We start from the raw sequence: 14,993 nt of genomic DNA on the forward strand, positions 1-14,993 counted from the left end.
TTCACCTGGCTGAGTCAGTAAATCCACTTATTTCTGGTTATATGAGAACGAGTTTAAAGACACTTAGGGGACACCTTTCTTACATCGAGAATAGCTTTATTTATCCTTACAATAATGGACGTATTGAAGGTATTAACAATAAGATTAAAGTTCTAAATCGCGTCGCTTATGGCTATAGAAATTTCATGAATTATAAAAAGCGTATTTTAATTCACTTTAAATTAAAGCCTGTTGAATCTAATTTAAGACAACTACACTTGGAAGCAGCCTAATCTGTCTTGAAAAGTGATTAGTTTTCACTCTATTTAAAAGTACATTTCAGGTTTCTTGGAGTGCAAGATGGCGACTCCTGCGGGAACAGCGCGAGCTGAAGGCCCCACAGGAGCGTGGTTTTCGCGACGAGGAGACTGAAGCCGTGCCCGCGGAAAGCGCCATCTGGAACGGAGAGAGACCGGCTATTTGATTCACTATATAAAGAGACTGTTTAGAAAATCAGTTTTCCTGACATTCTAAACAGTCCTAATATAAATCAATTATCATCGACTAAAATTCTTCACCAACGTTATTTGACAAAGAACCGTCTTTTTTTGGTTCTGGTACTATTTGTGCAGAAATTCTTAAGTATTGAAAAGATGTTTCTTTTAACTTTCAATGATTCTTTACATAAGTCTTGAAATGAACATTGTCGCGATGCCGAAATAGATTAAAAGCGATAAAATATCATTGATTGTCGTAATCAGTGGGCCTGATGCAACAGCTGGGTCCACTTTAAACTTATGCAAAATAAGTGGAATAACTGTTCCTGCTATTGTACCGATAATGAGTGTAATCAAAAGTGAAGAACCCACGACGAGGCCAAGTACTAGGCTTCCTTGCCAAACGTAAGCGATAACGGAAATGATAATTGCACAAGTAATTCCGATTATTATTCCTACAATAAGCTCACGAAAAATGAGTTTAATTGCTTGTTTTGTATTAAGATCTTCTGTCACAAGACCACGAACTACGACGGCAAGTGACTGTGTTCCTGTATTCCCCGTCATTCCCGCAATCATTGGCATAAAAAAGGCTAGAGCGACAACGGCTTCTAATGTAGCTTCAAATTTTGCAATGATGCTTCCCGAGACTAGGCCAATAAATAGTAACAAAATTAACCAAGGCAATCGTCTGTATGCGGCAACTAAAGGTTTTGTTTTAAAATCAATGGCTTTACCAGAAGCAAGAAGCATTTCGATATCTTCGTCGGCTTCCCTCATGATGATATCCAGAACATCATCAACTGTAATTATTCCAACAAGTGTATTGTCTTCAATTACGACAGGAATGGAAACAAAATCATGTCTGGCAATCAATTTTGCAACTTCCTGTTGTTTTGTATAGACATCTACACTAACTATGTTTTTGGTCATTATCTCATCTACAGTTGTCTTACTATCCGCCAGCAACAAGTCCCGGTAAGAAACAACCCCAACAAGCTTCTTATGCTCATCAATTACATAAAGGTAGTTTAGGTACTCTGCCAGTTCCGAGAAGTGTTTTAACTTTTCAATCGCTTGTTCAATCGTATACTTCTTATCAATCCAAACATATCGGTCAGACATCTTTCTTCCAGCGGACTTTTCTGGATACGCAAGAATTCTTCGAACAATTACTGATTCTTCATGCTTCATTTGTGTAATTAGTTTTTCGATTTGACTATCTTTTAAACCGGATAATAAAAATGCAAGATCATCATTCTTCATTAACTCAAGTAATTCAACTGAGCGAACCGGTTTGAGAATGCGTAAAACTTGAAGCTGTTCATCACGCGTGAGGTGTCGTAACAGCGACGTTAGTTGAGGGACATCTAAATACTCTAAAAAAAGCGGGCGATGTTTTACAGGCAATTCATTGTATTGCTCAGCAATGTCATAAGGCATAAGCTCTTTAATAACTTCTCTAAAAGCATCTTTTTTTGCATCCTTCAAAAGTTGTATTAGGACAATTGCAATTTTATTTTTATTTATTTTTTCCTTCAATAGATTCGCCTCTTTCTAAAAGCTCCAACACCAAAAATAGGAGCTGGGAAGCCATTGTTCATAGGGATTAAGCAGATTCCTTCATTTATTTAATGGTACATGAAAAGTTGACTAATTGAAACTGTAATAAACAAGTATCTGAAGCGAATATTCCAATTGTTCGGATTTATGCACTAAACTTGTGTATAATAGGAAAAATAACACAGGTGACAAACTATCCAGTGAGTAACTGGAAAAAAGGGGAGATTGTCTAGATGAGTAAATTGAAGATGATGCTTTTACTACTAGCAGCTACGATATTGGTACTATCCGCATGTGGAAAAGACAAAGATGCTACAGGGGATGATAGTAACCAAGAGTACGAACTTGTGAAAAAAGGGAATCTAACATTTGCGATGAGTGGACTTTACAAACCGTTTAACTATGAAGAAGGCGGAAAGCTTATGGGCTTTGATGTTGATATTGGGAACGCGATTTCAGAGAAGTTAGGTTTGGAACCCAATCCGGTGACAAATCCTTTTGAAACAATTTTGCAAGGACTGATAGGCGTAAAGTATGATGCAATTATTGGTTCGATGGCATATACAGATGAGCGGGCAAAACAAGCTAACTTTACAGAACCATACTATTATTCTGGTGGAATGGTTTTTGTTCATAAAGACAATACAGATATTCAAAGTGCCGAGGATTTAAAGGGTAAGAAAATTGGTGTTGTTGCACAAACAACATACGATCAGCCAGCACAGGAATTATCCGATAATATTCAGTATTACAACAGTGATGTTGTTGCTTTAAAAGATTTAACAATACCGGGTAGATTGGATGCTGTTATTACGTCTGACATTGTTGGATTCGAATCGATTGAGAATGGATTTGAGCTTAAGGAAGTAGGCCAACCGTTATGGGTTGAGAAAGCTTCTGTTGTTGTTCGACCTGAAAACGATGCTCTAAGAGCGGCCATTGATGAAGCGCTTGCAGAACTAATTGAAGACGGTACGTACGATGAAATATCACAAAAATGGTTTAATCGTAATTTACTAGACGTTGATTTAGAAGGTGTAGAAATATTGAAATAATAAGAGCGGACGAAACGACAACGGGGAGAGTGATTGCTAGTGTCTGACTTATTTACTACACTCTATGAAGTATTCGTGCGGACGTACGAAGGCTTTTTGAAAGCAGCACTTATAACCATTGAAATAACTGCGATTGCGGTCATTTTGGGAACTTTGTTTGGTATTGTTTTTGCTTTAATGAAAATCTCAAAATCTAAAGTTTTGCAAACGATTGCAAACTTATATATTACTATAATTCGTGGAACGCCACTAATCGTGCAAATAATGTTCCTTTATTACGGGATTACATCTATTGTTACTCTGTCGAACTTTTGGGCAGGTGCATTGGCGTTAGCTGTACATAACGGGGCATATATCGCGGAAATCTTTCGTGGAGCAATACAAGGTATCGATCGTGGGCAGCAAGAGGCAAGTCTTGCTGTCGGTATGAATAATCGGCAAGCGATGCGTCGAATTATCTTTCCACAAGCGCTTCGTCGGGCAATTCCGCCACTTGGAAACCAATTTATCATCACGTTGAAAGATTCATCTCTTGTATACGTGATTGGAGTTTCCGAATTGTACGGGATGGCAAACCGAGAGGCAGCTGCAAGCTTTCAGCCATTTGAAACATTTTTAGTCGTAGGTTTATATTATCTAATAATGGTTCTTATATTCACTAGTTTGCTTAAATGGTATGAGAAAAAGTTAGATGTTGATAGTTAATGAGGAGGGGAATACATGCTGGAAGGGAAAAACATCCATAAGTCATTTGGGAAACTAAAAGTTCTTAAAGGAATAGACATTACTGTCAATTCTGGTGAGGTGGTTGTGTTAATAGGTGTTAGTGGCTCGGGAAAGAGTACGCTTCTACGCTGTTTAAATTTCCTCGAAATATTGGATGAAGGTGACATTACAATCGATGGAAAGAAAGTTGATCTGAAAAAAGATGATTTATCAAGTGTTCGTGCCAAGGTTGGTATGGTTTTTCAACACTTTAATCTATTTCCGCATAAGACGGTGCTTGAAAACGTTATGGAAGCACCCGTTATCGTGAAGAAGGTCAACAAGAAAGCTGCTCAAGAAGCCGCACTTCAAATTCTTGAAAAAGTTGGTTTATCAGATAAAAGAGATGTCTATCCAAATAAGTTGTCTGGTGGACAAAAGCAGCGTGTCGCCATCGCAAGAGCACTTGCTATGGAACCCAAAGCTCTTCTGTTTGATGAACCAACATCTGCACTCGACCCAGAACTTGTCGGAGAAGTACTTCAGGTAATGAAAGACTTAGCAAATGATGGCATGACAATGGTCGTAGTTACACATGAAATGAAGTTCGCGAAAGAAGTAGCCGATCGAATCATTATGTTAGATGAGGGTCTGATTATTGAAGATGCAGCACCTGACGCATTTTTTAATCACTCTAAAAATGCACGAACTCGTCAATTTTTAGAAATGGTAAATGTGTAATTTGAACTTTTTGTAAACCTTTTTAAAAACCAAAAACTGTACTACACATTGTGAAAAGTGTGTAGTACAGTCTTTTATCGTTTTGGCTTATAGTTCATCATTTGAAACATTTCGGATAACTCGTCTTTTGTTAAATCTCGCCACTGGCCTTTTGGTAAATCACCCAGATGGATGTTCAATATTCGCGTTCTTTGTAAATTCCATACACCATAACCGAGTGCTGAACACATGCGGCGAATTTGGCGATTCAATCCTTGAGTCAGAGTTAGGTTGAACTTCTTCGGGCCGAGTTGTTTTATTTTACATGGTTTTGTAATCGTTCCAAGTATTTCGACACCGGACTCCATTTTTGCTATAAAATCTTTCGTAATGGGACGATCTACTGTAACAATGTATTCTTTTTCATGATTATGCTCTTCGCGTAGGATTTCATTTACAATGTCCCCGTCATTCGTAAGTAGTAGAAGTCCGTCTGAATCTTTATCAAGCCTTCCGATGTGAAAAATTCGGAGTGGGTGGTTAACAAAGTCAATCACGTTACCTTCAATATGACGCTCAGTAGTACTAGTGATACCTACAGGTTTGTTAAGTGCGATATAAACGAGTTGTTCTTCAATCTTTACTAGTTTTCCATCAACGTGTACTTCATCGCCCGATTCAACTTTGCTACCAAGTTCGGATAGTACGCCGTTTATGGTAACTCTTCCATCTTCTATCCATTGGTCTGCGCCGCGACGAGAAACAATGCCTGCTTCGCTTAAATATTTATTTATTCTCATTGAGTTCACCTTTTCTAATTAAGTTCTTTCTTCTACTATAACGTGTTCACTTAAAATGTTCAAAATCATGAATTATAAAAAGGTTGACAATTCGTTCTATTTATTCTAAAGTTATAGAAATAGTTATATTTATAGAAGGGCAGAAGGTGTCGATAGCGATGCCGCCCACGGACTAGATGAGATGAGCATAGATGAGAAATTATTGAATAAGAAGAGTAGCCTGGGTAATGCGATCATAGAGAGTCAGTGGTTGGTGCAAACTGATACGCAGCCTATGTGAATGGACTTATGAGAGCTCCTTTAAGCAATTACGGGAGACGTAGATTCCACGTTACGGAATGTGTCTTATAATGAGACACGCTAAGAGGAAGCAGAAATGCTTCAATTTGAGGTGGCAACGCGGTAAATTCCGTCCTCTGCAATCGGACTAGTCTGTCCTTTTGCAGAGGACTTTTTGTTTTCAATAATTTAAGAATAGATAAGGGGAGTTAAGATGAGCATAGAAAAAACAGGGTTTAGAACAACAGTGAAGAAAATAGATGGGGATTTATTAACACCGATATTGATATTCGGAAGATTAAAAGGGAAACAGAAGTTTTTACTTGAAAGTTCGTCGATGCACGAAGGCTCAGGACGTTATTCATTCATGGGAATGGATCCTCGGAAATCGTACAGTGGTCGAGGAAATAAAATTGAAGAATATGTTTACGGAACGGGTAAGTCGTATACGCATGATGGCGATGTAGTGGGATTATTGAAAAGGCTTATGCCGAGGATTGTTGATAATAATGATTTTCCATTTACGGGCGGTGCAGTTGGTTATTTTGGATACGGTGCTGCGTATGATTCGGGCAATCAGCCAAAGGATGACGTTGGATTACCAGATGTAAATTTCAATATATATGAAACAGTTATTATCTTTGATCATGTTTTACAAGAAGTAACTCTACTGCGCACAGAAATCGGAGCAGAGGCAAGTAAATATGATTTAGATGAACTGGCGGAGCAAATTCTAACTGCTTCAAAAGTAAAAGAGACTACTTATGAGCTGTCTAACTTCACTTCGGGATTAACGCAAGATGAGTTTGAAGCTCTTGTAAGAAAATCTATTGAATACATTGAGGCCGGTGAAGTGAGTCAGGTCGTAGTGTCAAGAAGATTAGACGCGGATTTTACAGGAGATCCATTTCTACTTTATCGAAAACTTCGGAAGCGCAATCCTTCACCATATATGTATTACATGGAATTTGCAGATCATGTTGTTGTAGGGGCTTCGCCAGAAAGTCTTGTTGGTGTGTCGAACGGAATAGTAATGACAAACCCAATTGCTGGAACACGTAGACGTGGGAAAGATAAGGCGGAGGACTTAGCGCTTGAAAAAGAGCTGCTGGCAGACCCGAAAGAACTTTCAGAACATGAGATGCTTGTTGAACTTGGGAAAGATGATATCGGTAAAGTTTGTGTGCCGGGAACAGTTGAAGTAACCAGTCATATGGAAGTCGTTCGTTATCAGCACGTTATGCATATCGTTTCTGAGGTGAAAGGCCAGTTGTCGCACTCAATGCATGCACTCGACGCTTTGACTGCTTGTCTACCAGCCGGTACTGTAACTGGATCACCGAAAAAGAGAGCGATGGAAATCATTGATGAATTAGAAAATGTACACCGCGGAATATATGGTGGAGCCATTGGTTATATCGGTTTTAATGGAAATATGGACTTTGCATTGACGATTCGAACATTACTCATTAAAAACAACAAAGCTTATGTGCAAGCAGGAGCAGGAATTGTTAAAGCATCGGTACCAAGACTGGAATATAAGGAAACGGTAAATAAAGCAAGATCGTTACTAGAATTAACATAAAGTGAAAATGAGCAGAGCAGAGCAGAGGAGAGATTTAGTTGAGGAATTACATTAGTAAAGTCAAAGAGAAACAACATTTGACGTATGAAGAGATGGAAGAAGTGGCGAACGTGCTATTTAGTGAGGATGCAGCTAGCGCCGATATAGAGGAGTTTCTAATTGCTTTATCTGAAAAAGGAGAGACTGCTCTAGAAATAGCAGCACTTGCATCTGTTATGAGAACATTTGCGAACAATGTAGAGGTTCCGTTAGGTTCATTTATGGATAACTGTGGAACTGGCGGTGATGGTACGAATAGTTTCAATGTTAGTACAACGACTGCTTTTGTACTTGCAGGTGCCGGTGCAAAAGTTGCCAAGCACGGCAATCGTAAAGTATCAAGTGCTGCGGGTAGTTCCGACGTACTGGAGGCACTCGGAATTCGTCTAGACTTTACTTCAGAGGAAATATCGGAGTTGTTGGAAAAAGAGGGAATTACTTTTTTGTATGCGCCGAATGTTCATCCAAAGATGAAAAGAATTGGTGCTATCCGACAAAAGATTGGAAAAAGAACAATCTTCAACTTGGTAGGACCACTTACAAATCCGATTCCTCTTTCAACACAATTTGCAGGAATTAGTTTATCAGACTTTACAATGGAATATGCAACAGCACTTCATATGCTTGGTCGACAACGGGCGATTGTTGTCGCAGGTGCAGAAGGTATGGACGAAGCATCACTTTCGGGACAGAACTCGTTTGTCTTACTGGACCGTGGGGATCTTATTCCGTTTAGTTTAACTGCGGAAGATGTGGGTCTAACAAGTGCACCCATTTCTTCTATTATCGGAGGGGATGCAAATGAAAACGCAGAAATTCTTCGTTCCATCCTCAAAGGCGAACGTGGCCCGCGTTTTGATACTGTTGTTTTCAATGCTGGAATTGGTTTGTTTGCTAATGGGCAGGCTGAAACAATTGCAGAAGGAGTGCATCAAGCAACTGAGAGCATTTTATCCGGTGCTGCATACCAGAAGTTAGAAGCTGTAATTGCATTTAGTGCAAAAGTATCTGAGAAGGTGGTTGTAAATTGACGATTTTAGATGACATTATTGCGCAGAAGCGTTTTGAAGTAGCAGAAATGCGAGCGGATGATAAGGTTGTACACTCAAGAAATATACTTCGACCTTCTTTGTTCAAAAGACTTTATGAAGCAAGTCACCTACAAGTTATTGCAGAAATGAAGCGTGCCTCTCCGTCAAAAGGGTTGATTGCTGGGGGTGCGAATCCTGTCGAACAAGCAAGTGCATATTTTAACGCAGGAGCTGCATGTATTTCAGTTTTAACAGATAAGACCTTTTTCAAAGGATCATTTAATGATTTAGCAGCTGTGGCGGAAGTTGTTCCTATTCCGCTCTTATGTAAAGATTTTATGATTGATCCCATTCAAATAGATCGAGCAAAGGCAGCTGGGGCATCCGTTATTTTGTTAATCGTTGCTGCGTTAAATGATGAGGAATTAACTGGACTTTATTCATATGCGACCGGCTTAGGACTTGAAGTGCTTGTAGAAGTACATGATGTAGAAGAATTAAAACGAGCACTCGCCGTTGATGCAAAATTGATAGGTGTAAATAATCGTGATCTTCGTACATTTGAAGTGGATCTTGCTCGCACAGAAGAAATTTCGGCTGTTTTTCCATTTGGCGAGCAGCGAGTTTTAATAAGTGAAAGTGGAATAACCGGACGAGTAGATGCAGAGCGTATTTCCGGTATGGGTGCGAAGGCAATACTAGTGGGTGAAACACTTATGCGTAGTGGGACAATTGAAGATACTCTTCGTTCAATGCAAGTTGAAGTAACGGGTTTATCCAGATGACAAAAGTTAAAGTATGCGGATTAATGGAAAGTGGGCATGTCAAAACAGCGGTTGAAGCCGGAGTGGATGCCATTGGTTTTGTATTTGCCCCTAGTCGCAGGCGTATAACTCTTGATAAGGCCATCGAGCTAGCCTCATTGGTTCCATCAAATGTATTAAAAATAGGTGTGTTTGTAGATGCAACAGCAGAAGAAATCAAACGTGTGTATGAAAGTGTGCCACTTGATTATATCCAATATCACGGAAATGAAAGTCAGGAATTTATCGGAAAAATCGGACTTCCTTCTATTAAAGTGTTATCAGTCTACAGTAATGAAGATATCAAACGAGCAGAAAAGTATGAAGTTGATTTTATTTTGTTTGATACACCTGGAAAAGAATTTAAAGGGGGCAGTGGTGAAACCTTCGATTGGCATCTCTTAGAGGATGTCGGGGTTCCCCTAAACAAGCTCATTCTGGCGGGTGGTCTAAATCCTGGAAATGTGAGTGAAGCAATTCAACGAGTAAAACCATATATGGTGGACGTTTCAAGTGGAGTAGAAATAGATAATAGAAAAGATGATGACTTAATACGTGCCTTCGTAAGCGCAGTTAAAAATGAGGAGAGATGAATAGTGATGAATGAAACAAATACTACAAAAGAGAAAATCCGGGGAAGATATGGAAAGTTCGGAGGACAATTCGTACCTGAAACGCTAATGACTGCTTTAATTGAATTGGAAAAGGCGTACGATGATGCAATCGTAGATCCAGCATTTACGGATGAATTGAATTATTACTTAAAAGATTTTGTCGGTCGTGAAACACCCTTGTATTTTGCAGAAAGACTTACTGCATTTGCCGGTGGAGCAAAAATCTATTTAAAACGTGAAGATTTAAATCATACTGGAGCCCATAAAATAAACAACACTGTTGGGCAAGCATTACTTGCGATGCGTATGGGGAAAAAGAAAATTGTTGCGGAAACAGGTGCCGGACAACACGGAGTTGCAACAGCGACGGTTTGTGCATTATTTAATCTAGAGTGTGTAATATTCATGGGTAAAGAAGATATTCGAAGACAGGAATTGAATGTTTTCAGGATGGAATTGCTCGGAGCAAAAGTAGTCTCGGTTGATAAAGGTTCAGGAACGTTAAAAGATGCGGTAAATGAGGCGCTCCGTTACTGGGTCTCGAATGTTGAAGATACGCACTATATTTTAGGATCAGCTCTAGGCCCGCATCCGTTTCCAAGAATCGTTCGTGATTTTCAACGTGTTATCGGTGTGGAAACTAGAAGACAAATCCTTGAGAAAGAAAACAAGCTACCAAATGCAATCGTTGCATGCATTGGTGGCGGAAGCAATGCAATCGGTATGTTCCATCCATTTCTTGAAGATGAAGAAGTTGCGTTACACGGAGTTGAGGCTGCGGGGAGTGGCATTGAAAGCGGTCTTCATGCGGCAGCGATAGCCGATGGTAAAGAAGGCGTTTTACACGGAGCTTATATGTATATTTTGCAAGACGACGATGGATTAGTTCAAGAAGCCTTTTCAATTTCAGCTGGACTGGATTATCCAGCAGTAGGACCGGAACACTGTCATTTACATGATATTGGTAGAGTGAAATATTCTTCAGTTACAGATGCTGGAGCACTAGAGGGATTGCAATTACTTTCCAAAGTAGAGGGAATCATTCCTGCGTTAGAAAGTGCACATGCGGTCAAATATGCAGTCGAATTGGCTAAGGAAATGGGAAAGGATGAAACCCTCGTCATTTGTCTTTCTGGACGTGGCGATAAAGACGTTCAGACGGTTAGAGATGCGCTTGGAGGTGCTGGAAATGAATAAGTCCCATTTATCAAATGCTATTAACGAATGTATCCAGTCGGGAAATAAGGCTTTTGTGCCCTATATTATGGCAGGGGATGACGGCCTGCAAACATTGAAAAGAAATATCTTGTTTTTGCAAAAAGTAGGTGCAACAGCAATTGAGCTTGGTATCCCATTTTCTGATCCAGTCGCGGATGGACCTGTTATTCAAGAAGCAGGTGAGCGCGCACTTACTCATGGAATTACACTTCGTATCGTTTTAAAAGAGCTCGCGTCTTTTAAGAATGAAATCACCGTTCCGATTGTCATCATGACGTATTTAAATCCGCTTATAAGATACGGTATAAAGGATTTTGTAAAAGATTGTACGAACAGCGGAGTTAGTGGATTAATTGTTCCGGACTTACCGATAGAAGAAAGTGCGTTTTTAAGAGAAGAGTTAAATCATTCGGATATTGCTCTTATACCGCTTGTTTCATTAACAAGTCCACCAGATCGAATAGAGAAAATAACGACCGCGGGTGAAGGTTTTATTTATGCAGTAACAGTAAATGGAATTACAGGCGTTCGAGAAGGATTCACCGATGGTTTGGATGCACATTTACAGAAACTGAAAGCGATAAGTCCGGTGCCTGTACTCGCAGGATTCGGGATTTCAACACCTGAACAAGTGAAATCAATTGGATCCCTGTGTGATGGAGTTATTGTTGGAAGCGCAATTGTAAAAGCACTTCATAGAGAAGACTGGGAGACAATAGAAGCATTGGTAAACGCTTCGAAACGTACGAGTTCGTCATTACCCATTCATTAATTGAAACCTTTCTTCGTATGAGCCGTACATATACAAAAGGAGTTGTGCGTCTTGGATACGAATGGGATTGTGAATGAAGTTGATAGGACTTATAAGAAAGTAAAATCATTAGCGGGTTGGACTGTCGATAAAAATGTAGTGCTGACGATAACATCTTACTATGTAACATCGGAACGCGAGTTTTTTGCCGAGAATTTAAATCATGCAATGGATTCACTTAAAGAAAATTCAAGTTGGCTTTCTCCCCTTCGCGGAAATCTTCTTCCAATGATAGCTGCATTTCTAGATAAACCAGGCGTTGATATCAACGAAGAGACTGCGCGCTTATTCCACAAACAACGTGTTCTAAGAAATGAGGGTTTTCGTAATACAATCCATTCGTATTTGGCGGCACTTCTAATGACCGATGATTCAACGTTATATGAACAAGAAGCAAAAAATGCAAAATCATTATACAACGAAATGAAAAAGACTCATTTCTTTTTAACATCGGATGACGACTATGCATATGCCGTATTGCTCGCGAAAAAGAATGAGAATCCGGTAGAACATGCTCGTTCCATGCGTCTATACTATGATGCTCTGCGTGTGAAAGGCTTACGTTCGGGGGATGAACTTCAATGGATGTCTCAATTAATGACATATGTGGATATAAACTTTGAAGAACAACTCGTCTCCCGAGCAATCAGTATATTAGATTGTTTTAAGAAAGAGGCGAAAGTACAACCTCTCCACTATCCGATGGTTGCATTTCTTACGGTATTCGGTGTTTCGAACACCGAAATCACTGAAATAATCGAACTGACCCATGCTTTAGAAGACTCGAAACTTTTTAGTTGGAACAAGGAAATGGCCTTATCAATCGCAATGGGTTATATAATGCGAGAGTTGACAGATTCTCATGAGGAAATTGGCGTTAGTCTAATTGCATCTATTGAGTTAATAGTTCAAGCACAGCAGGCAGTTATTGCAGCTACTATGGCATCCATGGCGGCTTCCTCAGCCAACAACCCGGCGAATCATTAAATAATAAAACTGTACCGTATTATTTAGTTAACAATACATAAATGAATATCGGGACCCGAAAGGTTTAGAATTTAAAGTAATTGAATCTGTTTTTAAAGAGCCGTTATCTTGTAAACGGCTCTTTTTTGTTGAAACAATTAATGTTACAAAAAATATTAATTTTGTTTGGTGAATTATTAGTGTATTAGAAGTGTTGACGTAGCTGGGTTTGTAATATGTTTGTCACATTTGAAATATTTGTCATAAAATTCAGTCACCATAAAAGAGGTTGTCATATTATTATATTTGTAGTATATTAATTTCAGTGTTTACAAAGTCAGAAAATTTATTTACTTACACCTGTTTTTTACTTTTATTGTAAGGAGGAAGTCTTTTTGGTGAAATCAGTACTGGAAATTAAGAATCTTCAAACATCATTTCGCATCAAAGATAATTACTATGCAGCCGTAGATGATGTTTCCTTAACAGTCCACGAGAATGAAGTACTTGCAATTGTTGGAGAGTCAGGTTGCGGAAAAAGTGCGCTTGCATTATCCATAATGGGTCTTCATGATAAGAAAGTTGCGAAACTTGAGGGACAAATCAACTTTAGGGATCAAAACATTCTTAATCTATCTCCAGCAAAACTTAATAAAATCCGGGGAAAAGATCTCGGTATGATTTTCCAAGATCCAATGACTGCGCTTAATCCGCTTTCTACTATAGGGGCACAAATCGTAGAGCCAATGAAGTATCATCTTAAACTATCATCGGCTGATATGAAAAAACGTACGCTCGAGTTATTACGTCGTGTAGGAATAAAAAATGAAAATCGTGTATTTTCACAATATCCCCATGAGCTATCTGGTGGAATGAGACAACGTGTTGTTATAGCAATTGCACTTGCCTGTGATCCCGTCCTACTAATTGCGGATGAGCCAACAACTGCTCTTGACGTAACAATTCAAGCACAAATTATGGATCTCATGAAGGAATTACAAACACAGATGAAATCAGGTATTGTTTTAATAACACATGATCTTGGTGTTGTTGCCGAAATGGCCGACCGTGTCGCTGTAATGTACGCAGGAGAAGTTGTGGAATTGGCTGAAGTGAATGAGTTGTTTAGAAAGCCCTTACATCCATACACACAGTCATTATTCAGTTCAATTCCTTCGAATATAAAAGATAAAGGCAGACTGCATGTTATTGAAGGAATGGTGCCTTCTTTACAGGCGCTTGATCGTAACGGTTGCCGTTTTGCACCTAGAGTTCCTTGGATAGCTGAAAGTGAACATGAAAACAATCCGAAGTTACATGAAGTAGAACCTGGGCATTTTGTACGCTGTACATGCTACAAGAACTTCCACTTCAGACCAGAAGAGTCAGAGGGGGATAATCATGTCTTTGCTTAAAGTAAACGATCTAAAAGTTCATTTTCCGATTCGGGGTGGATTTTTTAAGACCGTCGTAGATCAAGTTAGAGCGGTTGACGGGATTAGTTTTGAAATTGAACCCGGCGAAACTTATGGACTTGTAGGGGAATCCGGTTGTGGAAAAACAACTACTGGTAGAGCTATTATTGGATTAAATAATATAACTGAGGGTGAAGTTCTTTTTGAAGGGACCGATCTTGCTCAATTGTCAGGGAGAAAAAAACGCGCACAATCACGTGATATTCAAATGATATTTCAAGATCCCTACTCATCACTAAATGTGAGAAAAAGAGTACTAGATATTGTTGCCGAACCTCTACGAAATTATGAAAGAATGTCGCCAAAAGAAGAGTTAGATAAAGTACAAGCTCTTATTGAACGCGTTGGATTAGGTCCTGAAGCTGTTTATAAATATCCACACCAATTTTCAGGTGGACAACGCCAAAGAATTGGAATTGCAAGGGCGTTGACATTAAACCCTAAACTTATTATTGCGGATGAGCCCGTTTCAGCACTTGATGTGTCTGTACAAGCACAAGTACTAAACTTCATGCAAGATATTCAGAAGGAATTTAATCTCTCTTATCTCTTTATTAGTCATGATTTAGGGGTTGTCCAGCATTTATGTAATCGGATAGGGATTATGTATAAAGGGCGTCTCGTTGAGGAAGGTACTGCTGACGAAATTTACAGCACTCCACAACACTTGTATACAAAGCGTTTGATCTCTGCGATTCCAGAAATGGATCCGGCAAAACGACTGGAAAAAACACATTTACGTCAAGCGATTGACGATGAATATCGGACAGATTACGATAACTATTTTGACGACGAGGGGAGATTATTCGACCTTAAGAAAATCTCAGATACCCACTCTGTCGCGATGCTTTAA

At 39.2% G+C, this 14,993-nt stretch carries 15 protein-coding genes and 1 other annotated feature; of the genes, 13 read left to right on the forward strand and 2 right to left on the reverse strand.

The window, feature by feature from the left end; translation table 11 throughout:
- Nucleotides 1-272: transposase (locus tag ACFSFY_RS16380; RefSeq protein ID WP_381539932.1), on the forward strand; the 272-nt coding region annotated here is incomplete at its 5' end.
- A gap of 387 nt (nucleotides 273-659) precedes the next feature.
- Here ACFSFY_RS16380 and mgtE read toward each other — a convergent pair.
- Complete coding sequence (mgtE, locus tag ACFSFY_RS16385) at nucleotides 660-2,018, reverse strand: magnesium transporter (RefSeq protein WP_381539934.1); 1,359 nt, start codon at nucleotides 2,016-2,018, stop codon at nucleotides 660-662.
- Nucleotides 2,019-2,272: 254 nt separating this feature from the next.
- Between mgtE and ACFSFY_RS16390 the strand changes: the two genes are divergently transcribed.
- From ACFSFY_RS16390 to ACFSFY_RS16400, 3 genes are read left to right on the forward strand one after another with little or no spacing between them, the layout of a single operon-like run.
- Nucleotides 2,273-3,094, forward strand: a complete 822-nt coding sequence (locus ACFSFY_RS16390) for a transporter substrate-binding domain-containing protein (RefSeq protein ID WP_381539936.1) — start codon at nucleotides 2,273-2,275, stop codon at nucleotides 3,092-3,094.
- A 39-nt stretch (nucleotides 3,095-3,133) separates the two neighbouring features.
- Entirely contained in the window at nucleotides 3,134-3,799 is a 666-nt protein-coding gene (locus ACFSFY_RS16395; protein WP_381539938.1) for an amino acid ABC transporter permease, read from the forward strand.
- Nucleotides 3,800-3,814: 15 nt separating this feature from the next.
- Entirely contained in the window at nucleotides 3,815-4,540 is a 726-nt protein-coding gene (locus ACFSFY_RS16400; RefSeq protein WP_381539940.1) for an amino acid ABC transporter ATP-binding protein, read from the forward strand.
- Between the two features lie 74 nt (nucleotides 4,541-4,614).
- On the opposite strand, the gene rluF is transcribed toward ACFSFY_RS16400, so the two are convergent.
- Entirely contained in the window at nucleotides 4,615-5,319 is a 705-nt protein-coding gene (gene rluF / locus ACFSFY_RS16405) for a 23S rRNA pseudouridine(2604) synthase RluF (protein ID WP_381539942.1), read from the reverse strand.
- A gap of 193 nt (nucleotides 5,320-5,512) precedes the next feature.
- Nucleotides 5,513-5,739, forward strand: a binding site (T-box leader).
- A 73-nt stretch (nucleotides 5,740-5,812) separates the two neighbouring features.
- Between rluF and ACFSFY_RS16410 the strand changes: the two genes are divergently transcribed.
- The 9 genes from ACFSFY_RS16410 to ACFSFY_RS16450 all read left to right on the forward strand — a co-directional run bounded on the left by ACFSFY_RS16410 (nucleotide 5,813) and on the right by ACFSFY_RS16450 (nucleotide 14,993).
- Nucleotides 5,813-7,183, forward strand: a complete 1,371-nt coding sequence (locus tag ACFSFY_RS16410; RefSeq protein ID WP_381539944.1) for an anthranilate synthase component I family protein — start codon at nucleotides 5,813-5,815, stop codon at nucleotides 7,181-7,183.
- Between the two features lie 38 nt (nucleotides 7,184-7,221).
- A complete protein-coding gene (gene trpD / locus ACFSFY_RS16415; protein ID WP_381539946.1) occupies nucleotides 7,222-8,253 on the forward strand; it encodes an anthranilate phosphoribosyltransferase in 1,032 nt (343 codons plus the stop codon).
- Complete coding sequence (gene trpC / locus ACFSFY_RS16420; protein ID WP_381539948.1) at nucleotides 8,250-9,038, forward strand: indole-3-glycerol phosphate synthase TrpC; 789 nt, start codon at nucleotides 8,250-8,252, stop codon at nucleotides 9,036-9,038. Before trpD ends, trpC begins: the two co-directional genes overlap by 4 nt.
- Complete coding sequence (locus tag ACFSFY_RS16425; protein WP_381539950.1) at nucleotides 9,035-9,649, forward strand: phosphoribosylanthranilate isomerase; 615 nt, start codon at nucleotides 9,035-9,037, stop codon at nucleotides 9,647-9,649. The genes trpC and ACFSFY_RS16425 overlap by 4 nt, the downstream gene beginning before the upstream one ends.
- Nucleotides 9,650-9,655: 6 nt before the next feature.
- Nucleotides 9,656-10,867 carry a tryptophan synthase subunit beta gene (gene trpB, locus ACFSFY_RS16430; protein ID WP_381540382.1) on the forward strand — a complete coding sequence of 404 codons (1,212 nt, stop codon included), beginning with the start codon at nucleotides 9,656-9,658 and terminating at the stop codon, nucleotides 10,865-10,867.
- Nucleotides 10,860-11,660 carry a tryptophan synthase subunit alpha gene (trpA, locus tag ACFSFY_RS16435; protein ID WP_381539952.1) on the forward strand — a complete coding sequence of 267 codons (801 nt, stop codon included), beginning with the start codon at nucleotides 10,860-10,862 and terminating at the stop codon, nucleotides 11,658-11,660. Before trpB ends, trpA begins: the two co-directional genes overlap by 8 nt.
- 51 nt (nucleotides 11,661-11,711) lie before the next feature.
- Entirely contained in the window at nucleotides 11,712-12,686 is a 975-nt protein-coding gene (locus tag ACFSFY_RS16440) for a DUF4003 family protein (RefSeq protein ID WP_381539953.1), read from the forward strand.
- A gap of 374 nt (nucleotides 12,687-13,060) precedes the next feature.
- Nucleotides 13,061-14,080, forward strand: coding sequence for an ABC transporter ATP-binding protein (locus tag ACFSFY_RS16445; RefSeq protein ID WP_381539955.1), 1,020 nt, complete (start codon nucleotides 13,061-13,063; stop codon nucleotides 14,078-14,080).
- Entirely contained in the window at nucleotides 14,067-14,993 is a 927-nt protein-coding gene (locus ACFSFY_RS16450; RefSeq protein ID WP_381539957.1) for an ABC transporter ATP-binding protein, read from the forward strand. Before ACFSFY_RS16445 ends, ACFSFY_RS16450 begins: the two co-directional genes overlap by 14 nt.

The organism is Sporosarcina siberiensis (assembly GCF_042681925.1).
Taxonomy (GTDB): Bacteria; Bacillota; Bacilli; order Bacillales_A; family Planococcaceae; genus Sporosarcina; species Sporosarcina siberiensis.